Origin of the sequence: Proteus hauseri (assembly GCF_004116975.1) — a bacterium.
GTDB classification, from domain to species: domain Bacteria; phylum Pseudomonadota; class Gammaproteobacteria; order Enterobacterales; family Enterobacteriaceae; genus Proteus; species Proteus hauseri.
The window spans coordinates 2,967,732-2,989,497 of the sequence record NZ_CP026364.1 but is presented as its reverse complement, the minus strand read 5'-3'; the positions used below and the strand labels follow the sequence as shown (position 1 = coordinate 2,989,497).

General features: G+C 35.6%; 18 protein-coding genes. 8 read left to right on the top strand and 10 right to left on the bottom strand.

Annotated elements, in window-relative coordinates:
• Nucleotides 1-179: 179 nt before the first annotated feature.
• Entirely contained in the window at nt 180-1,064 is an 885-nt protein-coding gene (locus tag PH4a_RS13545; protein WP_129041917.1) for a LysR family transcriptional regulator, read from the bottom strand.
• 147 nt (nt 1,065-1,211) lie between these two features.
• Here PH4a_RS13545 and PH4a_RS13540 point away from each other — a divergent pair, with 147 nt between their 5' ends.
• The gene (locus tag PH4a_RS13540; protein WP_129040438.1) at nt 1,212-2,861 is read left to right on the top strand and encodes an alpha-keto acid decarboxylase family protein; all 1,650 of its coding nucleotides are present in this window, start codon (nt 1,212-1,214) and stop codon (nt 2,859-2,861) included.
• Between the two features lie 951 nt (nt 2,862-3,812).
• On the opposite strand, the gene PH4a_RS13535 is transcribed toward PH4a_RS13540, so the two are convergent.
• The 7 genes from PH4a_RS13535 to yieE all read right to left on the bottom strand — a co-directional run bounded on the left by PH4a_RS13535 (nt 3,813) and on the right by yieE (nt 13,303).
• Nucleotides 3,813-5,192 carry an APC family permease gene (locus PH4a_RS13535; RefSeq protein ID WP_129040436.1) on the bottom strand — a complete coding sequence of 460 codons (1,380 nt, stop codon included), beginning with the start codon at nt 5,190-5,192 and terminating at the stop codon, nt 3,813-3,815.
• Nucleotides 5,182-5,391: a hypothetical protein gene (locus PH4a_RS18305; RefSeq protein WP_064719594.1), complete on the bottom strand. Its 210-nt coding sequence runs from the start codon at nt 5,389-5,391 to the stop codon at nt 5,182-5,184. The genes PH4a_RS13535 and PH4a_RS18305 overlap by 11 nt, the downstream gene beginning before the upstream one ends.
• A 788-nt stretch (nt 5,392-6,179) precedes the next feature.
• Complete coding sequence (locus PH4a_RS13525; protein ID WP_129040434.1) at nt 6,180-8,195, bottom strand: ligand-gated channel protein; 2,016 nt, start codon at nt 8,193-8,195, stop codon at nt 6,180-6,182.
• 155 nt (nt 8,196-8,350) lie between these two features.
• A complete protein-coding gene (locus PH4a_RS13520) occupies nt 8,351-9,139 on the bottom strand; it encodes an ABC transporter ATP-binding protein (RefSeq protein WP_129040432.1) in 789 nt (262 codons plus the stop codon).
• On the bottom strand, nt 9,139-10,227 hold the full coding sequence (locus tag PH4a_RS13515) for a FecCD family ABC transporter permease (RefSeq protein WP_129040430.1): 1,089 nt from the start codon (nt 10,225-10,227) through the stop codon (nt 9,139-9,141). The genes PH4a_RS13520 and PH4a_RS13515 overlap by 1 nt, the downstream gene beginning before the upstream one ends.
• Before the next feature lie 576 nt (nt 10,228-10,803).
• The gene (locus PH4a_RS13510) at nt 10,804-12,291 is read right to left on the bottom strand and encodes an amino acid permease (protein ID WP_129040428.1); all 1,488 of its coding nucleotides are present in this window, start codon (nt 12,289-12,291) and stop codon (nt 10,804-10,806) included.
• Nucleotides 12,292-12,409: 118 nt separating this feature from the next.
• Nucleotides 12,410-13,303: a DNA-binding transcriptional regulator YeiE gene (gene yieE / locus PH4a_RS13505; RefSeq protein ID WP_129040425.1), complete on the bottom strand. Its 894-nt coding sequence runs from the start codon at nt 13,301-13,303 to the stop codon at nt 12,410-12,412.
• Nucleotides 13,304-13,487: 184 nt separating this feature from the next.
• On the opposite strand from yieE, the gene PH4a_RS13500 reads away from it, so the two are divergent.
• The 5 genes from PH4a_RS13500 to yeiP all read left to right on the top strand — a co-directional run bounded on the left by PH4a_RS13500 (nt 13,488) and on the right by yeiP (nt 18,492).
• Complete coding sequence (locus tag PH4a_RS13500) at nt 13,488-14,576, top strand: YeiH family protein (protein ID WP_164971545.1); 1,089 nt, start codon at nt 13,488-13,490, stop codon at nt 14,574-14,576.
• Nucleotides 14,577-14,764: 188 nt separating this feature from the next.
• On the top strand, nt 14,765-15,610 hold the full coding sequence (gene nfo, locus PH4a_RS13495; protein ID WP_129040421.1) for a deoxyribonuclease IV: 846 nt from the start codon (nt 14,765-14,767) through the stop codon (nt 15,608-15,610).
• A 194-nt stretch (nt 15,611-15,804) separates the two neighbouring features.
• A complete protein-coding gene (locus PH4a_RS13490) occupies nt 15,805-16,242 on the top strand; it encodes a nucleotide triphosphate diphosphatase NUDT15 (protein WP_129040420.1) in 438 nt (145 codons plus the stop codon).
• A 292-nt stretch (nt 16,243-16,534) separates the two neighbouring features.
• On the top strand, nt 16,535-17,776 hold the full coding sequence (gene mtr / locus PH4a_RS13485) for a tryptophan permease (protein ID WP_129040418.1): 1,242 nt from the start codon (nt 16,535-16,537) through the stop codon (nt 17,774-17,776).
• Between the two features lie 143 nt (nt 17,777-17,919).
• A complete protein-coding gene (gene yeiP / locus PH4a_RS13480) occupies nt 17,920-18,492 on the top strand; it encodes an elongation factor P-like protein YeiP (protein WP_064719582.1) in 573 nt (190 codons plus the stop codon).
• Nucleotides 18,493-18,679: 187 nt separating this feature from the next.
• Here yeiP and PH4a_RS13475 read toward each other — a convergent pair whose 3' ends face one another.
• Entirely contained in the window at nt 18,680-19,006 is a 327-nt protein-coding gene (locus PH4a_RS13475) for a hypothetical protein (protein ID WP_129040416.1), read from the bottom strand.
• Nucleotides 19,007-19,290: 284 nt separating this feature from the next.
• Nucleotides 19,291-19,602, bottom strand: a complete 312-nt coding sequence (locus tag PH4a_RS13470; protein ID WP_129040414.1) for a hypothetical protein — start codon at nt 19,600-19,602, stop codon at nt 19,291-19,293.
• Nucleotides 19,603-19,950: 348 nt separating this feature from the next.
• Between PH4a_RS13470 and PH4a_RS13465 the strand changes: the two genes are divergently transcribed.
• Nucleotides 19,951-20,673, top strand: coding sequence for a phosphatase PAP2 family protein (locus tag PH4a_RS13465; RefSeq protein ID WP_129040412.1), 723 nt, complete (start codon nt 19,951-19,953; stop codon nt 20,671-20,673).
• 360 nt (nt 20,674-21,033) lie between these two features.
• Complete coding sequence (mepS, locus tag PH4a_RS13460; protein WP_129040410.1) at nt 21,034-21,642, top strand: bifunctional murein DD-endopeptidase/murein LD-carboxypeptidase; 609 nt, start codon at nt 21,034-21,036, stop codon at nt 21,640-21,642.
• Nucleotides 21,643-21,766: the final 124 nt, after the last annotated feature.

Sequence of the window (21,766 nt, the reverse complement as noted above, 5' to 3'; positions counted from 1 at the left end):
CCTGTCATCAATATAACCATTTTTACACCACGATAAGCAAGCCCTAGAAAATTTGTATTCTTTATTTTATTAAAAAATTTCTTTTTATGCGGTAAATAACAATAAATTTTAGTGTGGTCTATATCGGTAAAAAATAAATCTAACCTGTTCCTATTTTATAATTTCTTATTAATACTTTATTACATTGTTAATTTTTCTATCGCTAACTGATTCCATGCTTGGCAACTACGGCTTTGATAACTATTTTTGTTATTTGCTAATGCTAATTGATAAGAAAGTACTGGCTCAATAACAGGGAGCGCAACCAAATTTTCTAATGGGCTTTTATTACACATACTATTTGGTAATAAAGTCACCCCAACGCCTGCTTTTACCATAGCAATAATTAAATCCAAATGATTACTTCGCCCTGCGATAATAGGTTCTGCATTATAAATACCACATGCACTACGTACTAAATCATTAATACGAAAATCTTCTGAAAAAAAGACAAAAGGCTCAGTAATAAGATCTTTAAAATGCACTTCTTTTTTTATTACTAAAGGGTGACTATCACTCATTAATAACATTAAACGATCTTCAGAAAATACGGTTAATTCAAAAGCACTATCATTAAAAGGTAAAACAACGGCCGCAGTTTCAACACTTCCCTCTCGCATCGCTTCTGCCATCTGCTTTGTGCCTAATTCAAAAATCTTAAGTTCAACCTGTGGGTGAGAAGAACTAAATGCCATAATAATATCAGCAAAATAAGTAGATGCTATAACCGGAGGTAATCCAACATTTAATATTCCGGTCAATGGTCCTGTCTTATCATGTAATGCTTTATTCATACTATTAAATTGCGCAATTATTTGTTTTGCATGCTCAAATAAGATAGCACCATCATCGGTTAATTTGACTCCATTTACTTCTCTTACTAATAAAATAACACCAAGCTCTTCTTCTAATTTTTTAATGCTACGACTAATAGCGGGTTGTGTAACAAATAAAGAATCTGCTGCTCGGCTAAAACCATTTAATTGAACAACCTCAACAAAATAGCGCAATGCACGTATATCCATCATTAATACTTCCCTATTACTTTTTGTTATAGCCTTAATGATAATAAACCATTTCCTATAAAAATGGATCCACGATAAAACTTAAGCACATTGTAGAAACTTCACTAATATATAGTAGACGATTGTTTCGGAATATCTGGAGATTATATGAATAATAGCGTTATAGAGCACCTACTAAGCCGATTATATGACTTAGGAATAAGAGATATCTTTGGTGTCGCTGGAGATTATGCATTTCCCATAGAAGACGCAATATGTAATGGTAATTCAATGCGTTGGATTGGAAATTGTAATGAATTAAATGCAGCATATGCTGCTGATGGTTATGCCCGTATTAAAGGAATGGCAGCATTATCAACAACATTTGGTGTGGGTGAATTAAGTGCCATTAATGCTATTGCTGGCTCTTATGCAGAGAACTTACCTATCTTTCATCTAGTGGGGATGCCGGCAAGCGGTGTACAAAAAAGTAAACGCCTAGTTCATCATACTTTAGGAGATGGCGATTTTGATATTTTTTATCAATTAGGTCAGCGTTTAGCTTGTGCTCACACTATTATGACGCCTGAAAATTGTGTCACAGAAACCGAACGATTAATTACTTGCGCATTAAAAGAACGACGTCCTGTTTATATTGGTTTACCTTCCGATTATGCTTTAATGCCTATACAAGAAAATAGAGATAATCTATCTCTTACAAAACAGAAAAGTAATAAAGGAACCTTAGATAAAGCAGTAAATGCAATTAAAGAAAAGCTAATACAAAGCAATAATATTTGTGTACTTCCTGGTATTTTATCAAAGCGTTTAGGTTTTGCAGATAAAGTCCAATCTTTTATTAATAAAACAGGCTTGCCTTATGCGACGATGTTTATGGATAAAAGTATTTTAAGCGAGTCAAATCCACATTATGTCGGTATGTATGATGGAAAATTAATGACTCCCAAAGTCAGAGAGTTTATAGAAAATAGTGAATATGTGCTTGGTATAGGCGCAATGATGACAGATTTTAATACCGGTAGTTTCACAGCAAAGATTGCACCAGAAAAATTCATTAACATCATGCCTGAACATGTTGAAATAGATTCTACAATCTATAACTCTATTTATATGGAAGATGTATTATCAAGATTAGAATTAATCTTACCTTATAAAAATTATAATCTGATAAAAGTAGAAGGCCTTGGCGAACCAATATTATCTGATAAAGGTGAAATTACTGCTCAGTATCTTTACCCTTGTTTAGAAAAATTCTTTCAGCCTAATGATATTATTATTGCAGAAACAGGCACTTCTTCAATGGGACTCGGCTTTGCACTATTACCAGAAGGCGCTCAGTTTCATAATCAAACTTTATGGGGATCTATTGGTTGGGCAACACCCGCTGCATTTGGTGCTGCATTAGCGGTTCCAGAACGTCGTATTATTTTAATAACAGGTGAAGGCTCGCATCAATTAACAGTGCAAGAAATTAGTCAATTTGCACGTTTCGGATTAAAGCCAATTATTTTAGTACTTAATAATGATGGATATTTAATTGAGCGATTACTTTGTAATTATCCGGAAGCTTATTATAACGACCTAGCACAATGGAATTATCATGAATTACCTAAAGCCTTTGGTGCTAAAGACTGGTATTGCGAAAAAGTAACCACCATTGCGCAGTTAGATAACGCGCTTAAAACAGCTGGATCTGTAAATACTGCATCTTATATTGAAATAGTAACAGGAAGATATGAAGCTTCTGATTTAGCACAAAAGCTAAAAGAATCTAAAGATTCATTATATTCATTTTAAAGTAAATAACTAAATAACACTTAAAAATTAAATTTATTAGGCTATAAAGCCTAGCTATCGTTTTATTATTTTTTAGCTGGGCTTTATTAACATAAAGAAATAACACAAGAAAATATAAATAAATTTATAACACTATAGCTTTATTATAAATTTAGTTTATTTGAATTTAAAATAATTTAGTTTAAATTTTAATATAAAATATATTAACGAACATTTATTTTTATAATTTTTTAATCGTATTTTCTTTAATCTAATTGCCTGTCATCGTACCGGCAGCTTGAGCAGCAGCACTTTTACCTTGGGCTAATGCAGACTGGCATTAATAAAGCCATGTACGATGGTGTGTTAAATATAACTTTCAACACTGTTGTCTTAGATTTTTTCGTATATTTGTTCATCAAATAAATGAGCCATATATAGTTTAAACAATCTGCATAAATTACAATTTCTGATTCAGATAAACGAACGTCAAATAAAGTGACATCCGCTTCCGATATATAATTTGTTTTTAGAATACCCATTCTACCACCTCGCATAATCAGAAAATGCCTCTTTAAACTCATTTGTTTTTCATTACAAGGCCAACTCCATCTTCCATCTCTGATACGTTGAGCGGTATTTTTGCCACTATTTTTGCATGATATGACCACCTCACCATCAAGTTCGACTAGATGTACTCTTCCATCATTAGCTTTAACAGCCCAACGCCCATTATCTGCACTAGAATATTAGAAGATCTCGATTTATGAATATCGTTATTAACTAAAAACCTTATTTAGTCATTAATTTATTTAAATAACAAAGGTTCACCACGGTCCCCCTTATGGCAAATAAAAATAATAAATAATGAGTTATTTGTAAAAAAGGAGAATAAAGGGATAAATAGAAGATAAAAAAATGGCCTCATTTCTGAAGCCATTTATCTCTGATTTGCGTGTTTTTAATTCACAATTATTTTTCTGGCATTTGTGGCATTGGACGACGGAAGCGTCGGGTGATCCATACCATATAGAGTAAACCTATAGCACCCCAAATGAGTCCTAACTCCATAGAACCAGGTTCAAGGTTTATCCATAAAACACCTACTGTCGCAGCACCAATAATTGGTAATATTAAAAAGTTAATATTGTCCATAATGCCTTTATTACGACGTTCACGAATATAGAATTGTGAAATAACCGATAAATTCACAAACGTAAAGGCAACCAGCGCACCAAAATTAATTAATGCCGTTGCGGTAACTAAATCAAAGAATACCGCGCCTAACGCTAAGAAACCGACTAATAATACGTTAAATGCTGGTGTACGCCATTTTGGATGAACATAACCAAAAGTTTTTTCAGGGAAAACACCATCACGACCCATTACATAAAGTAAACGTGAAACCCCTGCATGAGCCGCCATACCAGAAGCCAGTACAGTAACGCATGAGAACACTAAAATAATGGACTGGAACAGAGCCCCAGCAACATACAACATTATTTCTGGTTGTGATTCATCTGGTTTTTCAAAACGCGAAATATCAGGAAAATAAAGTTGTAAGAAATAAGATACAACGATAAAGATTAATCCACCAATCAGCGCCGTTAAGAAAATCGCTTTAGGAATAACATTACCTGCATTCGGAGTCTCTTCTGACAATGTGCTAATGCCATCAAAACCTAAGAATGAGAAACAAAGTATTGTTGCCCCGGTTATCATTGGTATTAATTCAGCATCAACTGACGCAAACGGGCGAATAGTCCATAACTCCCCTGCACCTTCTCCGTTATGTACGCCATGGATCAGTAACCCAACAAAAACCACCATCACTGCAACTTGTACAATAACAATAATGGTATTTAAGTTAGCAACAACGTTAATACCGCGTAAGTTAAAGAACGTCATTAATGCGACTAAAACAAACACAAAGATCCACGGATCAACGCCTGGGAATATTGCCTGCAAATAGATTTTTGCCAGTAAGATGTTAATCATTGGCATAAATAAATAGTCTAATAAAGAAGACCAACCCACCATAAAACCAACATATGGACTCATGGATTTTTGTGCATAAGTATATGCCGAACCCGCTGAAGGAAAACGCTTAACTAATTTTCCGTAGCTTACCGCTGTAAATAAAATAGCAATTAATGCAATAGCATAAGATGTCGCAACATGACCATTAGTAATGCCAGAAACAATACCAAAGGTATCGAAAATAGTCATAGGCTGTAAGAAAGCAAGCCCCATCATGACTACCTGCATAAGAGTCAATGTTTTGCGTAACTGAACTCGGTTATTAACACCAGTTTGATTGGTGCCGATAGAGGAGATGACGTTATCTGACATGAGCGAAACCTCCCATAACTTCGGACTGAGTTTTAGATAAACTCATCCGACAGTTACTGGGAAGACTTCGCATCTGCCTATAAACAGAATAGAAAGAATTTTTTGAGGATGTGAATGTGTTTTGGAGACGCCATGCTCCGTAGTCATCATTACCGCAGGTGCCGTTAGGCGCGACTGCGAAAGAGAATAATTGTACCATATTAGCATTCCTCTATCATGACAACCCTTTCTCTAAGGGGCTGGCTGCTAATCAAATTATGTTATCTATTCAGACTAAAAAAAGTCTGACCTCTAGGTGTAGTAATAAGTAAAAATGCAAAAAAAAACCGATGCAATTTAAACGCATCAGTCATATTTTTAGTGGGCGCATTTTGCACGCCTTGGAGTGAAATAGCAATAGATTTTCATGAAAAAATCACCTTTTTTTATGATCTTTTTAAACATTAAACTTAATCAACATCTAATGTTACATTCTATTGACAAAGTTAGACCTTTTATCACAAAAATTAAGATAATTTGAATATCTAAATCATTAACTCAATTTCAAAAATATAACCACAACCAATTGATGTATAAAGGATAGATCGTAATAAATAATAAAAAAAATTAAAAAACAATCTAAATGAGACATTTAAAATACATTAATAAGATTAATGCTATTAAATTGTAAATTTAATCATTTTACTCTCCAAAAATAATTATTTTTTAGAAATCTGTTGTTTTTTAATAACCTATTTTAAAATTCTCAGGAAAAATAGAATAAAAATATACTAAATAGTTAAATAAATAAGTAGAAAACGCACTATTTGCCAATAAGAAAATTAAAAGTTCGCTGCTTAATTGTACTAAATATAGTTCTCTCTTATTACGTTTTCCAGTATTAATTTTCATCAATTCAGAACAAAAAAAGGCTCCATAAAAATGGAGCCTTAATGACACAACCTGAGGATATTACTATTTAAAAAATACTATCTTAAAAGTACGCTATTAGAAGTTATAGTTTAGACCAATGTTATAACGACGACCTTCTAATGTTGTATTAAAGTTTTCATAATTAATACGACGATCTAATACGTTATAAACACCACCAATGACATTTAATTGTTTGGTTAAGCTGTAGCTCGTTCCAATATCAACAAATGCATAGGATGGAGTGCCTGAAGCCATACTGGTACGTGATAGATAATCCGATGTTTTACCACGGAAATTAATACGTGCCCATGTTGCCATTTCTGGCGTGGTTTCCCAGTTTAACGTTGCATTTGCCATATGACGAGGCTGTTTATTTAGTGGTTTACCTCTAAAATCCCCACTCTTTTGTTCAGAGTCAGTAAAGGTATAGTTAGCTGCTAAATTCCACTCTGGTGAAATAGTCCAGTTACCTGTGACTTCAACACCGCGCATATTGGCTTTATCTACGTTAGTTCTGTCACTGACGAAATCGTACGGATCTCCCCCCGTGCTTACACCATCATCTAATGTACAATCACGTGTCCCTGGCATTGTTTTAGAACCATCTTTTTCAGTACGGCTATCACAACGACGGATCTCAGTTATTTTATCTTTAAAATCAGTATTATAAACAGTGATACTTGCCGTTAAGTTATCACGATTATCCCAGATAATCCCAATCTCTTCAGTAACAGATTTTTCTGGTTTTAGATCTGGATTACCATAAATAACCGCATCAAAGCGTCCACCACCTGTTCCTTGTCCCCACGATGCTGTTGCTTGACGTAAATCTGGTGAACGATAACCGGTAGAAACACCTCCTTTTAACGTCCATTCATCAGCCATATGCCAAACGCCGTAAACTCGTGGTGTCCAGTGCGTACCAAAGTTTTCATCTTTATCCATACGCAAACCGCCCGTTAAAGCAAAGTCGTTGGTCATTGCCCACTCGTCTTCTGCAAATAACGCCCAACTATAGCGATCTAATTTATTGCCACCATCAATTTTATTGCCAGAATCTTTTAATTCTTCATAACGATATTGAGCACCAACACTTAAAGTGTGATCGCCTAACATTATGACGGTCTGATTACGTGCCGTTGTATCGTCATAATCCATATTACGTGATAAATTTCGCGTTTCATCACGTTGAACATAAGTGTTTGAAGAGCCAAAATCATAAACACCATCATGAGTTAATGCATAATGAGTTAACTCTGAGTGTTCAAATCCACTTTTCTTTGTATCACGATTACGTTCACTAGCTGAATATTCCCAGCGTGAATCACGGTGTTGATTATCTTTTTTAAATTCAAATTCAACGGTATTTTTCTCATCTGGTGTCCAGCTTAATGTACCACCACCACTTGCTGTAATTTGGCGATTATAACCATCAGCAAATTTATCTTCACCACGATGTGAATATTGACCTTGAACTTTTAAGCCTAAAAGATTTTCAATTAGTGGCCCCGCAGCATAGAAGCTACCTTGCCCAGTATTACCTGAGTTTTGACGTTCAGTTAATGTGGTATCAGCACGTAAACTAAAGTTCCACTCTTTCTGCGCTTTACGAGTGATAATATTGATAACACCGCCCATTGCATCAGAACCATATAAAGAAGACATTGGCCCACGTACAACTTCAATACGTTCGATAGCCGGTAATGGCGGTAACCACCCCTGCTCTATCCCTGCGTTATCACTATTAGGACGCGTTTCACGCGATGCCACACGCTTACCATCAACTAAGATCATGGTATATTTAGCATCCATACCACGAATACTAATATCTGAGCTACTACCACCGCCTGTCACTAATACACCCGGTACATCTTTTAGGGCATCAGTAACATCGCGATAAGCTTTAGTTTCTAATTGTTCACGTGTCACAACAGAAACCGATGCAGGTGCATCTTCTACGGTTTGTTTAAAACCAGAAGCCGTCGTTACAAGAAGTCTTTCTGTATTTTCTGCTGATGCAGTCATTACAAAACTTGTTGCAATTGCAGCAATAACACTAAGCGCGATTTTATTTTTATTTAACACTACCATTCCCGATTCTCCAAGAATATATATTCTGTAAGTTATATAGATGGATATACCGACAATTGCTCGACAATAAGGGGAATAAAATTAATTACCCTTGGTTATTTTAATATTATTTTTATATCCCTATTTATTGCTTCCCTATATTTACTGCTTTGTTTTTACTTCTCTATTCTCTTCACTAATCCATCAATAATAATTTGAGGAATTCCTTGTGAACAATATTCCAATCTGCCTTTAACACCATATACATCAGCAAGGCTTTCTGGCGTTATCACTTCGCCAGGTTTACCCTGAGCAATTAATTGCCCTTGTTTGAGCATTAATATATGTTCACCATGACGTAGTGCGATATTTATATCGTGGACAACAACAACCGTAATAATATTTCGACGATGTGTTTCTTTTGCTACTAAATCCATTACGTGATATTGATAATTAAGATCTAGCGCACTTAACGGCTCATCCAATAACAATAACGAAGGCTGCCTTATTAATGATTGAGCGAGTCCGACTAATTGTTTTTGCCCACCGGATAATTGATCTAAATAGCGTAATGCTAAATGTTCAATACCTAACTGACGTAATAAATTCATTACTTCAGCTTCGCTATGCTCATTATGTAATCCACCAGAAGCACGTTGGGCAACAATAATGGATTCTAATACATGTAAATGCACACCAGCAGGTAAAGTTTGTGGTAAATAAACTACGTTTTGAGCCCGTTCGGCAAAATTCATTGTGCCAAGATTATTGCCATCTAAACTTACTGTGCCTGATGATTTATTTAATCCTGCTAATGCTCTTAATAATGTCGATTTTCCACTGCCATTAGGCCCTAATAATACCGTGACTTTACCTTTTGGTAATGGCGCAACATTAAGCGAATTAATAATGATATGTTTAGCGTAACCGGCGCTAAAGTTTTGTATTTGTAATCCTTCAATCATTATATATTTCCTCTATGACGTAAAATCATACTGAGGAAAAATGGCACACCCACTAATGATGTCACAATACCAACAGGAATAATTACACCTGGTATTAGATTTTTAGACGCAATAGAGGCTAAAGATAAAACTAACGCCCCCACTAATGCGCTTGCTGGTAGATAAAAACGGTGATCTTCACCAAACATCATACGAGCAATATGAGGTGCAACTAAGCCAATAAACGCAATAGGTCCAACAAATGCAACCGCGAGCGCCGTTAAAATACTAATGCGTAACAGCGAGCCTAATCTTAAGCGTTTAACATCAATACCAAAGCTAATCGCTCTATCTTCACCTAAGCGCAATGCGGTTAATTTCCATGAACTCATCCATGAAATCGTCATAATAATGGCAAAAGCCCCTGCCATTACCCCTAGTTTTATCCATGTAGCTCGCGCTAAGCTGCCCATTGTCCAAAAAACTAAACCTTGTAGCGTGTCTTCTGTGGCAATAAATTGCATCATTGAAACTAGTGCATTAAAAGTAAATACCATGGCGATACCAAACAACACCACGCCAGAGGTGGGTACTTTTGTCCAACGTGTAATACCGTCTAATAGTAACGCTGATAATAAAGCAAAAATAAATGCATTCGCAGAGATAAACCATTGATCTGGAATACCCGGAATACCAATACCTAAAACGATAGCCAATGCAGCACCAAATGAAGCTGCGTTAGATAACCCCAGCGTAAATGGGCTCGCTAATGGGTTATTTAAAATAGTTTGCATTTCTGCACCTGCTAGCCCAAGAGACATACCAACCACAACCGCCATTAAGGCGTAAGGTAAACGGATATCCCACACAATCACTCTTGAACCTGCATCAACCAAACTAGGCTGAAACAGTGTTGTTAGCAGTTTTTCTAACGATAGCCCTGAAGGCCCCATGGTAAAGTCGATAACAACAGAACCACAAATGATTAAAACAATCACACCCAGCCATAACACACGCTTATTCATCATTTGGCGATAGTGCGCTTTGACATGTTCAGAAACGTTTTTTTCACGCTCCTCAACAGTTAGCGGCTCTGAAAGAAGGCTCATATTACTTGTTGTACCTATTATTTTTGTTCTGTTTTTTAGCTTTTACTTGCGGGTTAAAAAAGCAAAAAGCTATCGTACAACTCGTTAATTGTTTTTTAAGAGCAAAAAACCCATTATTTATGCAAGATGATGCATTCAACAAAAAACTAAGTCGCCAAAATATTATACGGTGAATTATATCTGTTGTATAAATTATTATATGACGAAGAGTTATTTGTAAATTGAACGCAGTTGTAGCGGTGGTTAAAAAACACAGGCTCGCTATATCAAGAGAAATAGATTGACTATTTATCAGATTATTTCTTATAGCGTTTGTCGTTACTTGATTTGTATTAAACATTTCGCCTACAACCAATAGCACCGTCATCACATGATTATGTGAATAAATTATGTAAATAGATTCTTCGCTAACAATAAAGCAAATAAGAATACTTATCAATGCGATTACTAATTTAAATCTATTTTTTATATGGTTTGAGCAATTAGTTGATTAAAAAATAAAAAAACGCCTGATTTTATGTGATCTAAATCACAAATCAGGCGTTTTATAACTTAATTTAATAAAGCTAAATTAGATTACTTTTTATTCTCAATATGTGTTGGAAATTCCATTTCGCTATAACGAACGAAGCGCGTTTTCTTCACAATCTTATAAGAGAACCAAATCAGTAAGAATAATGGAATACCAATATAGGTTGCAATTGCACCATACCAATCGATGGTATCCGCTAAAAAGGCCTGATAATTTTGCCCTAATGTAATAATTAAACACAATACAAAAGCAAAGATAGGCCCAATTGGGAAAAAGCCCGAGCGATAGGGTAAGTCATTTAAATCACGACCTTGAGATACATAACCTTTACGGAAACGGTAATGACTAATCGCAATACCTAACCATGCAATAAAGCCTGTCATACCTGAGGTATTTAATAACCATAGATAAACAGTTTGGTTACCATACATTGAACTTAAAAAACATAATCCGGCAACAACAGTTGTGGCATAAAGCGCATTACGTGGCACACCATTTTTGGATAATTTACCAAAGAATTTTGGTGCTTTACCTTCTCTTGCTAGGGTAAATAACATACGCGTTGAGGCGTACATTCCTGAGTTACCAGCAGAAAGTACCGCAGTAAGAATAACTGCATTCATAATTGCCGCAGCAGAAAGTAACCCTGCATTTTGGAATACTAACGTAAATGGACTTACACTAATATCGCCAACATCATTACGCAGCAAGTTAGGATCTGTATAAGGAATGATTAAGCTAATAATTAAAATAGCAAAAATATAAAATAATAAGATACGCCAAAAGACTTTACGTACTGCTTTGGGAATGTTTTTAGCCGGATCCTTAGATTCACCCGCCGCGATACCAATTAACTCAGTACCTTGGAATGAGAAACCAACAATCATTGCCACACCAATCATCGCCGCAAATCCACCAGCAAAAGGTGCATCACCAATTTCCCAATTGTGCCAACCCGCGTTCTCTGCCCCTTTCATTATTCCGGTTATCATCGCAATACCGACAATAATAAAGATGATGACTGTAGTGACTTTAATTAACGAGAACCAGTATTCTGCTTCACCAAAACCTTTTACCGAAATATAGTTAAGCAGGAAGATAACGCCAAGGAAAAGCGCGCTCCAGATCCAGCCATCGATGTCAGGGAACCAATAAAGCATCACTAATTGCGCAGCAACAAGGTCAACCGCAATTGTTACTGCCCAGTTATACCAATAGTTCCATCCCAATGCGAAACCAAAACCTTCTTCAACATATTTAGAACCATAAGTTGAAAAAGAACCTGAAACTGGCATAAATGCAGCCAATTCACCAAGGCTCGTCATCAAAAAATAAACCATCAGCCCAATTAATGCATAGGAGAGTAATGCTCCACCCGGGCCAGCTTGTGCAACAGTCGCACCTGATGCGACAAAAAGCCCTGTACCAATTGAACCACCAATAGCGATCATCGCTAAATGTCGCGCCTTTAATTCTCGACGCAAAGTACGTACTGCGCCCGAATTGGCCGCACCATTTTGTTGTTCTGACATATCATTCCACTTTTCTATTCACTGTCCTGTGAGGATTGTATGCAAATCTACCAGTCGTGAATAGTAAGGATCCATGATTATAAGATACCTTCATGATCGAGCGTCCATTATTAGCAATTTATGAAAAATTGCTGATTAAATGTTCTGCATTACAATATTTAAGTAGTTTTTTTAGCGCATCCGATACATGTTTTTGACGATGATAAACCAGATATAAAGTACGTTGCAGCGTTAATCCCTCTACTTTAATCTCTTTTAGTGTGCCATTTTTAAGTTGTTCTTCTATTACTCGACGTGATAAACAGCTAATACCCATTTCATACATAACAGCATGCTTTATCGCCTCTGAATTTCCTAACTCCATTTCAATGCGATAGCCGGGTAATGATGCAAATAAAAGATGATTAAGCACATCTCGTGTACCTGATCCGTTTTCTCGTAAAATCCAAGGTGCTGATTGTAAATCAGCCAAAGTCACACTTTTATTTTTTGCTAAAGCATGATCGGGAGAACAAAAAATGACCATCTCATCTAATAACCATTTTTGACTAATAAGCTCTGAACTTTGACAAGCACCTTCAATAAGACCTAAATCAACTCGAAACTCACTCACCAACTTAACCACTTCTTCTGTATTTCCGATGCTCATTTCTAAAGGAATATCAGGATAATTACGGTGATAATGTCCCAGCATTTGCGGCAAAATATAGTTACCAATAGTGGTACTTGCAGCGATACGTAATGCGCCATTTCCTTCCTGAAACAGTTGTTCTACTTCTGTGGCTCGCTCAAGTAAAGAAAGTGCTCTGGGATAAAGTAACCGCCCGTGTTCATTTGTGACTAAACGTTTTCCAACTCTATCAAAAAGCTGTACGCCCAATTGGCTCTCGAGATCAGTTAAAGAAGCACTGACGGCAGACTGAGATAATGCCAGTTGTTGTGACGCTTGCGTTGTAGAACCGCACTTGAGTACTTCCGTAAACACTTCCAGTTGCCGCAACGTAATTCGCATATCCATACCACCTTTTTGCTGTCATTGTCATAACATACTATCCACAAACCAATAACATACCAAGAACAATTGATAAAATATACACCTATTAGTTTTAGTGGTTATTATTATAAAAATAATGAATTTAATAAATAAGATTGTTTGTTATATGCTTATGCTAAATTTATATAAGCAAGGTTTTTCTATGTCTGAGCAAACTCAATCTATGACATTAGCTAAAAAATATTTTATGCCAATTTATCGTTGGATCCCCGGTTTATTACTAACAGGAATACTAACCGCTCTCGCTATTTTTGTGGGTGATATTCCTTGGTTCTCCAACATGGGATTAGGCGCTTTAACGCTAGCTATCTTATTCGGTATTATTATTGGTAATACGTTTTATCCCGTTGCAAAACCTTATAGCGATGATGGTGTTAAGTTTGCGAAACATTATTTATTACGAGCGGGTATTATTCTTTATGGCTTTAGACTGACATTTCAGCAAATTGCCGATGTGGGTGCCACAGGGCTGATTATTGACGCCATTATGCTGACATCAACCTTCCTTATTGCTATGTGGATAGGTAAAAAATACTTTGGTTTAGATGAACAGACAGTCATTTTAATTGGTGCTGGTAGCAGTATTTGTGGGGCCGCCGCCGTTATGGCAACAGAACCGGTTGTTAAAGCACAAGCAAGCCAAGTCGCGGTTGCTGTATCAACCGTAGTTATTTTTGGCACTATTGGTATTTTCCTTTACCCTTGGTTTTTCCATTTAAATGCGTTTGCCGGTTGGTTGCCTTTTAATGAAGAAACTTTTGGTATCTTCTCTGGTTCAACTATTCATGAAGTTGCTCAGGTCGTTGCTGTTGGCCACTCAATAAGTCCTGATGCAGAAAATGCAGCGGTGATCAGTAAAATGATCCGCGTTATGATGTTAGCGCCTTTCTTAATTATTCTTTCTACTTACTTAAGTAAAAAGAATAATAAAAATAGCGAAGGTACTGCACAAAAAAGCCCAATTACCATACCTTGGTTTGCGGTATTCTTTATCTTAATGGCAGGTTTTAACTCTTTAAATTTAATTCCTGCTGTATTAGTAAGCTATATTGTGACTATTGATACCATTTTATTGGCAATGGCAATGGTTGCTTTGGGCTTAACAACTCATATTAGCGCAATTCGCCAAGCGGGGGTTAAACCGCTGCTGTTAGCATTATTTCTCTTTTTCTGGCTGACTATTGGAGGCGCTTTTATTAATATCTTTATTCAATCGGTATTAATGGCTTAGTTCTTACGCCAACAAGCTATTAATAACGATTTATAAAAAATTTAAAGCTCAGCTTTCCTCCTTGAACATTATTTTCCTCTTGCGCAACTGTAAATCAGTTGCGCTTTTTTGCATTTAACATATCAATATGGTGTTATACACTTTTATATTTGTTATCGTGGTGTGAAATAAAATCTAAGGAGAGAGTCATGAAATTTATTGGCGCACATGTCAGTGCCGCTGGTGGCGTCGATCAAGCAGTATTGCGCGCACATGAAATAAAAGCTACTGCATTTGCCCTATTTACTAAAAATCAACGTCAGTGGAAAGCAGCGCCATTAGCCAGCGAAGTTATTGATAAATTTAAAAAGAATTGTGAAATTTATGGCTATACAGCTTCTCAAATCTTACCTCATGATAGCTATTTGATTAATTTAGGTCATCCTGAAGAAGAAGCACTAGAAAAATCAAGAGACGCATTTTTAGATGAAATGCAACGTTGTGAACAATTAGGTATCGAACTACTCAATTTCCATCCTGGAAGCCATTTAAATAAAATCGATATCGATAAATGCCTAAAACGTATCGCGGAATCCATCAATATTACATTAGATAAAACACAAAACGTTACCGCCGTTATCGAAAATACGGCGGGACAAGGCACTAATTTAGGTTTTCGCTTTGAACATCTCGCCGCTATTATTGATAGCGTTGAAGATAAATCTCGAGTTGGTGTATGTATTGATACGTGTCATACATTTGCAGCAGGATATGATTTGCGTACTATTGAAAATTGCGAAAAAACCTTCGCTGAATTTGGCCAAATTGTTGGGTTTCAGTATTTAAAAGCAATGCATTTAAATGATGCAAAAAATGAATTAGCAAGCCGCGTAGACCGCCACCATAGTTTAGGAGAAGGCAATATAGGCAAAGTGCCTTTTACATATATTATGCAAGATGATCGTTTTGATCATATCCCACTTATTTTAGAAACTATTAATCCTGATATTTGGCCTGACGAAATTGCATGGCTAAAATCACAGCAAATTAATTAATCACAATTAAACGAAATGATTATTGCTCCTAAGGCCATTTTTATCATAAATACCAAGGGAGCTATTTTATCACCTACCCTGTTTTTCATTCAGCAAAACATCCCATGCTATCCTTGAACTTTTAAAGTAGCCCAAGGACAATACCCTCGTAAAAATGACTTTTCTCTACCAATATAAAAAATAAGGAGTGTCAAATGTCCGCTGTAGATACAGCTAAGTATGTGGTAGTCGGTGTTGGTGTAATTATCGTCAATGAAAAAGGTGAAGTGTTATTAGGAAAACGTTGTGGATCACATGCGCCTTACTGGTCAATTTTTGGTGGTCATGTTGATCCCGGTGAAACCTTTGAACAATGTGCAATTCGTGAAATTGAAGAAGAAATAGGTATCACTATCGATGCACCTAAAGTGATAGGCATCAGTAATAACTTAGAAACTTATCAGCAAGAAGGAAAACATACTGTTTCTATTTGTATGTTAGCGCAATTCAAAAATGATGAACCAACGCTGATGGAACCCGATAAATGCTCAGAACTTCGCTGGTGTTCGCCTGATAACTTGCCAGAACCTCATTTTGAAGCAAGCCGTAATTCCATTGCTTTATGGAAAAACCATCAATTTTATCAAAAATAATTTATTTTTTAGCTATCCCCTTCATTATTCTGGATGTTTTTTGTTCAGAATAATGTTTGTAATCCTTTTTTTAAATTAAATCTTTCCCTTTTTACTCTTTAATTTCTATTTTATTTCTTATTTCCTTGATGTTAATTCATTGATTTATATAGCAGTGAATTTCTATTGTATTATTTTTACTCATTTTTTAAATAATTAGAGCTTGCTGACTTCTATTTACACACTCTAAACAAGCGTGTATCCTTCACACTATCAAGCTAGTACATTGAGTCAATAATTATAAGGACATCGTATGTCAGAAGTCACTTCAACAACAAAACGCCCATCAGTACTTGGTGGAGCGATGATTATTGCAGGCACTGCAGTAGGTGCTGGCATGTTTTCAATTCCAATTGTGACTTCCGGTGTGTGGTTTACTGGCTCTATTTTTCTGCTAATTTATACTTGGTTTTGTCTGTTTATGTCTGGCCTAATGATCCTTGAAGTTAATCTTCATTATCCTTTAGGCTCAAGCTTTCATACGATTACCAAAGATTTATTAGGAAAAGGCTGGAGTGCAATTAACGGCTTATCAATTGCTTTTGTACTTTATATTTTAACCTACGCTTATATCTCTGCTGGCAGTTCTATTATCGTGCAGAATTTCTCAGGTATTGTAAGTGTACCTCAAGCTATTGCTGGCTTACTTTTTGCCTTATTAGTGGCTTTCTTTGTTTGGTTATCAACCCGCGCAGTAGATAGATTAAGTACAATTTTAATTGGTGGTATGGTGATTGCGTTTGTTCTCGCTATTGGTGGTTTGTTTACTGAAGTAAAAATGCCTGTGCTATTTAATACCACAGAAAATCATCCTAGTTATTTACCTTATGCATTAGCTGCATTACCTTATTTACTGACATCATTTGGCTATCACGGAAATATTCCTGGCTTAGTGACCTATTATAAAAAAGACGGAAAGGCTGTAATGAAAAGTCTGTTAATAGGAACATTAATCTCACTGGCCATCTATATTTTATGGCAGTTCGTAGTACAAGGTAATATTCCTCGTGAAGATTTTAAACAGGTTATTGCTGATGGTGGGAATATTGGTAACTTATTAACACAGATGCGCAGTAGTACCGCAAATGAAATGGTATCGCACCTATTAGATATCTTCTCTTATATGGCACTAGCGAGTTCATTTTTAGGCGTATCTTTAGGTTTATTCGATTACTTAGCAGACTTTTTTAAATTTTCAGATAATGGTAGCGGTCGATTAAAATCAGCATTAATTACGTTTATTCCACCGACTATTTTAGCCATTATCTTCCCTGATGGATTTTTATATGCCATTGGATTCGCAGGTCTAGCAGCGACAATTTGGGCAGCAATTATTCCCGCATTAATGGTTAAAGCAAGTCGCCAACGTCATAAAGAGCAAAGCTTTAAAGCACCCGGCGGTATGTTTATGATTGTGTTTGTTATTTTATTTGGATTAATTAATGCTTCTGCTCATATACTAGCAAGTTTTGATCTGCTTCCTATCTACCGCTAATCCTTCGTTAAAGCCGGCACCTGCTGGCTTTACGCTTTTTATCAAATTCTCTATAAAAAAGTTTGCGAATAACTTGCCAAGTTTCTGCACTGCGAGTAATTTTGTCGCCATTCTCGTCAATGTTATTTAATGGAAGGTTTTATATGGCAAAAGCCAATGAAATTAAACGCGGTATGGCAGTCAGTTATAACAACAAATTATTGCTGGTTAAAGATGTCGATATTCAAGCACCAAGTGCTCGTGGCGCAAGTACGTTGTACAAAATGCGTTTTACCGATATTCGTACAGGTCAAAAAGTAGAAGAGCGTTTTAAAGGCGATGACATGGTTGAAACTATCAACTTAACCCGTCGTGCCGTTAGCTTCTCTTATATTGATGGTGATGAATATATCTTTATGGATAATGAAGATTACACACCATATACCTTCAAAAAAGATCAAATTGAAGATGAATTGCTGTTTATTCCTGAAGAAGGTTTAGCGGGAATGCAGGTATTAACTATGGATGGACAAGTTCTTGCATTAGAACTGCCACAAACTGTGGATATGGAAATTGTTGAAACTGTACCTGGAATAAAAGGCGCTTCAGCAAGTGCTCGTACCAAACCAGCGACATTACCAACAGGGTTAGTGATTCAGGTTCCTGAATACCTATCAACGGGTGATAAAGTCCGCATTCATATTGCAGAGCGCCGTTATATGGGGCGTGCTGACTAAATAAGTGCCAAATCTCTCCTACACTTAGCAAAATATTGCTAATGTGTGGCTAAATGGGTCAGATAATCGTAGAAACCCAATGCGGCAGACGATTATTTGACTTGTTTACCTAAACTAATCACTCTTCTATTTATCACCTTTTACCATGCTTTTAAAACGTGACGTTAAGCATGACGCTAAAATATAATTAAAAGTAGTGAACATCAATGATCCCATTCTTTTGACTATCGTCCATCCAACGGATTTCCGCTTTCCCCATATCTTGAGGCAAAATAATGGATTGTGAATGATCAAAAGATGCAGGGACAATAGATTGAGTCGAAGTAAAAACTTTATTGTGTTTGTAACACTGATATTGTGCTTTATCGAATGTAAAATTCATTTCACAGGCTGGATCTACAATAGCACCTCGCAGATAAATCTGCCCTGTGGTTTGCTCTGGTGATGATGCCCAAGCAAGAGATATCGAACAGGAAACGAGAAGACTGCATAATACGGTCAGATATTTTCTCATAACGACCTCACTTCTTGTTTGCACTAGCAGGTATGAGGATCACACCTACCCGACATATTTTCATCATAGCAATAAAATATGACATTTATATAGACAGAAGAAAAATATTTGATGTCTATCAAATATAAGCTTTCATTATTTATAAATAAAAAAATAGAAAATCAACGTTGATTAAACTTAAGTCAAATATTAATAGTTGTAATTAAAATTTAATAGTAAATTTAAAAAATATTTAAAAATTATTTAAATTGTAAAAATATTTTTATTATTTAATTCAAAAGAAATTAATTGTATACAATATTCATTATGGCTAAGTCATCCTTAATCCATTTTATAGCCATTGTTCCTTTGTTATTAATCAATTTTGAATTAAATTGTTTGTTTGGTTCTAAATGATAATGTGATTCCTCCATTTCGGCCCCATTCCAACACTTTGTTTTAAAAGTATTTTTATTTGTTTCCATTTCACAGTTACCTTCAACAATAGCACCAACGAATGTAATGGTACCCGATCCTATTACTTTATTTTCACTTGCAAATGATGCAGCAGTTAATAATAAAAACAAACATGAAACCACCTTACATATCTTTTTCATGATTAATCTCCCAGTGTTTATAGATAACGTCAAGCAAAAGAGCCAATATGTTATTAAAGACCTAACTAATATCGGCTCGTTACTTTTTTTATTTAACTTTTATCATTACTTTAAGATTAGAAAAAAATTATAAAACACTCAATATACGACTATCAAGAAAATATATTCAAAGTTTACCTTAAGGCGATATTAGTACAACCAACAGAAATGAAACTTATAGATAACAATTTTTAAAGCATCTATTTGCAAAGATATATTTTTTTACTTTGACTATAGTCCTATAATCAATATCAAAAATTTTGTGATCACGATCACCAAATATACGTAATACAAGCAGCTTGATTATTTATGAAACTTTCTAACACCCGCCAAAAAGTAAGTCTTATCTTAATTCTTAATTTATGTAGTTTGCTCATTTTCTGTTCTTGGTATCTTCCTGCCCAACATGGATTTTGGCTATCACTAGATACTCATATTTTTTATTTTTTTAATCAGCATATTTTGCCTGATTCTTTTTTTGCAAAATTTGTAGCTTACGTTAATAAGCGATCATTTGATCTTATTATTCTGCTCACAATGGGAATGCTTTATTACAATACTTTTCGTAAACAAAATTACGCAGGAAAGCGTCATCTTATTATAGTGGGATTAGTTATGGTGATCAGTGCCGTGCTAATAAATCAAATTGGTCAAAATATCCCTATAGATAGACCTAGCCCTACACTTTATTTTCAAGATACACATCGCGTGGGTGTTGTAACGGGAATAGCAACCAAAGATGCTTCCGGTGATAGCTTCCCTGGTGATCACGGCTTAATGCTGCTTATTTTTTGTAGCTTTATATTACGCTACCTCTCATTTCGTTCTTTTTTATGTGCACTGCTCATTACGGTAGTTTTTTCATTACCACGCGTAATAGCGGGAGCGCATTGGGTTTCTGATATATTAGTGGGCTCTCTTTCGTTAACCTTGCTCACCACCAGCTGGTTATTAATTACTCCTCTGTCAGACATCATTATTAAATGGTTAGAAAAAGTTCTTCCCTTTAAAGAGAAAAAACATTTTAGTTAAAATAATGAAAACCCATTAAATAAGAATAAGCGCAAGTTTATCTGCGCTTATTCATTTTGGTCAGAATTATATCAATTAAATGAAACTTTGATGACATAATTGAATCTATTTTAAGTATTAGCACTTTATTATCTAATGTTTTGTAAATTAAGCGCCTTTTCTCTCGCCATTTAACTTTTCTTTATGTACACTTTTTGTGTTTCCGCATTATTTATCATTAAATGCGGATAATTACGTGCTTTAGTGCACGTTTTTCGCGCAATGGGGTTGCCAGAGTTAAATTACACTATATTCTCTGGTTATTTGGTGAATTATTCATGTGCAATTCGGCACATAAGGATGTAAGGGAAATCTGTCACAATGAGAAACAAACCGTTTATGAGAATGCTTAAGCTCATACCGGCGTTCATTGTCGTAGCTACGTTATCTGCATGTAGCTCACAGAACGCAAATTCACGCTTAGCGAATCCAAGTAATACCCCACTTAATACATCACCTAGTACTTCTATTTCTCAAGCATCTCAAGATGAATTTGAATCATTGGTGAAGAATCTCGATATAAAATCTAAGATACTTGACCAATATGCAGACTGGAAAGGCGTAGCATATCGTTTAGGCGGTAATACTAAAAGTGGTATTGATTGCTCTGCATTCGTTCAAAGAACATTCCGCGATCAGTTTGGTGTAGAACTGCCGCGTTCAACTTCAGATCAACAATTTTCAGGTACCCAAGTAAATAGAACCAAATTACAAGCTGGTGATTTAGTTTTATTTAAAACAGGTCGCACAATGCGTCATGTTGGTATTTACATTGGTAACGATAAATTTGTTCATGCATCAACAAGTAGTGGTGTAATCGTTTCAGAAATGTCGAATACTTACTGGAATAACCGTTTTTATGCAGCGCGAAGAGTTATTGAGAAAGAAGCGGCTATAGCTGAGAACCTCTCATTGAATACGTTAAGATAATTATTTCCCTTATATCTTATATCGAATAAAAAAGGCTCATTTATTAATGAGCCTTTTTTTGTGTTCGTAATTTATCGCTATGACCGCTGAAGATATTTGTGCTACTTAATGAGTTGTATCTTGA

Excerpts from the sequence above, each read along its gene's own strand:
- PH4a_RS13510 (WP_129040428.1), bottom strand. The coding sequence starts at position 12,291 with ATGTCAGAACAACAAAATGGTGCGGCCAATTCGGGCGCAGTACGTACT.
- PH4a_RS13515 (WP_129040430.1), bottom strand. The coding sequence starts at position 10,227 with ATGAGCCTTCTTTCAGAGCCGCTAACTGTTGAGGAGCGTGAAAAAAAC.
- PH4a_RS13475 (WP_129040416.1), bottom strand. The coding sequence starts at position 19,006 with ATGAGAAAATATCTGACCGTATTATGCAGTCTTCTCGTTTCCTGTTCG.
- nfo (WP_129040421.1), top strand. The coding sequence starts at position 14,765 with ATGAAATTTATTGGCGCACATGTCAGTGCCGCTGGTGGCGTCGATCAA.
- PH4a_RS13535 (WP_129040436.1), bottom strand. The coding sequence starts at position 5,192 with ATGTCAGATAACGTCATCTCCTCTATCGGCACCAATCAAACTGGTGTT.
- PH4a_RS13540 (WP_129040438.1), top strand. The coding sequence starts at position 1,212 with ATGAATAATAGCGTTATAGAGCACCTACTAAGCCGATTATATGACTTA.
- yeiP (WP_064719582.1), top strand. The coding sequence starts at position 17,920 with ATGGCAAAAGCCAATGAAATTAAACGCGGTATGGCAGTCAGTTATAAC.
- PH4a_RS18305 (WP_064719594.1), bottom strand. The coding sequence starts at position 5,391 with ATGGTACAATTATTCTCTTTCGCAGTCGCGCCTAACGGCACCTGCGGT.
- PH4a_RS13520 (WP_129040432.1), bottom strand. The coding sequence starts at position 9,139 with ATGATTGAAGGATTACAAATACAAAACTTTAGCGCCGGTTACGCTAAA.
- yieE (WP_129040425.1), bottom strand. The coding sequence starts at position 13,303 with ATGCGAATTACGTTGCGGCAACTGGAAGTGTTTACGGAAGTACTCAAG.
- PH4a_RS13490 (WP_129040420.1), top strand. The coding sequence starts at position 15,805 with ATGTCCGCTGTAGATACAGCTAAGTATGTGGTAGTCGGTGTTGGTGTA.
- PH4a_RS13545 (WP_129041917.1), bottom strand. The coding sequence starts at position 1,064 with ATGGATATACGTGCATTGCGCTATTTTGTTGAGGTTGTTCAATTAAAT.
- PH4a_RS13500 (WP_164971545.1), top strand. The coding sequence starts at position 13,488 with ATGTCTGAGCAAACTCAATCTATGACATTAGCTAAAAAATATTTTATG.
- mtr (WP_129040418.1), top strand. The coding sequence starts at position 16,535 with ATGTCAGAAGTCACTTCAACAACAAAACGCCCATCAGTACTTGGTGGA.
- PH4a_RS13470 (WP_129040414.1), bottom strand. The coding sequence starts at position 19,602 with ATGAAAAAGATATGTAAGGTGGTTTCATGTTTGTTTTTATTATTAACT.
- PH4a_RS13465 (WP_129040412.1), top strand. The coding sequence starts at position 19,951 with ATGAAACTTTCTAACACCCGCCAAAAAGTAAGTCTTATCTTAATTCTT.
- PH4a_RS13525 (WP_129040434.1), bottom strand. The coding sequence starts at position 8,195 with ATGGTAGTGTTAAATAAAAATAAAATCGCGCTTAGTGTTATTGCTGCA.
- mepS (WP_129040410.1), top strand. The coding sequence starts at position 21,034 with ATGAGAAACAAACCGTTTATGAGAATGCTTAAGCTCATACCGGCGTTC.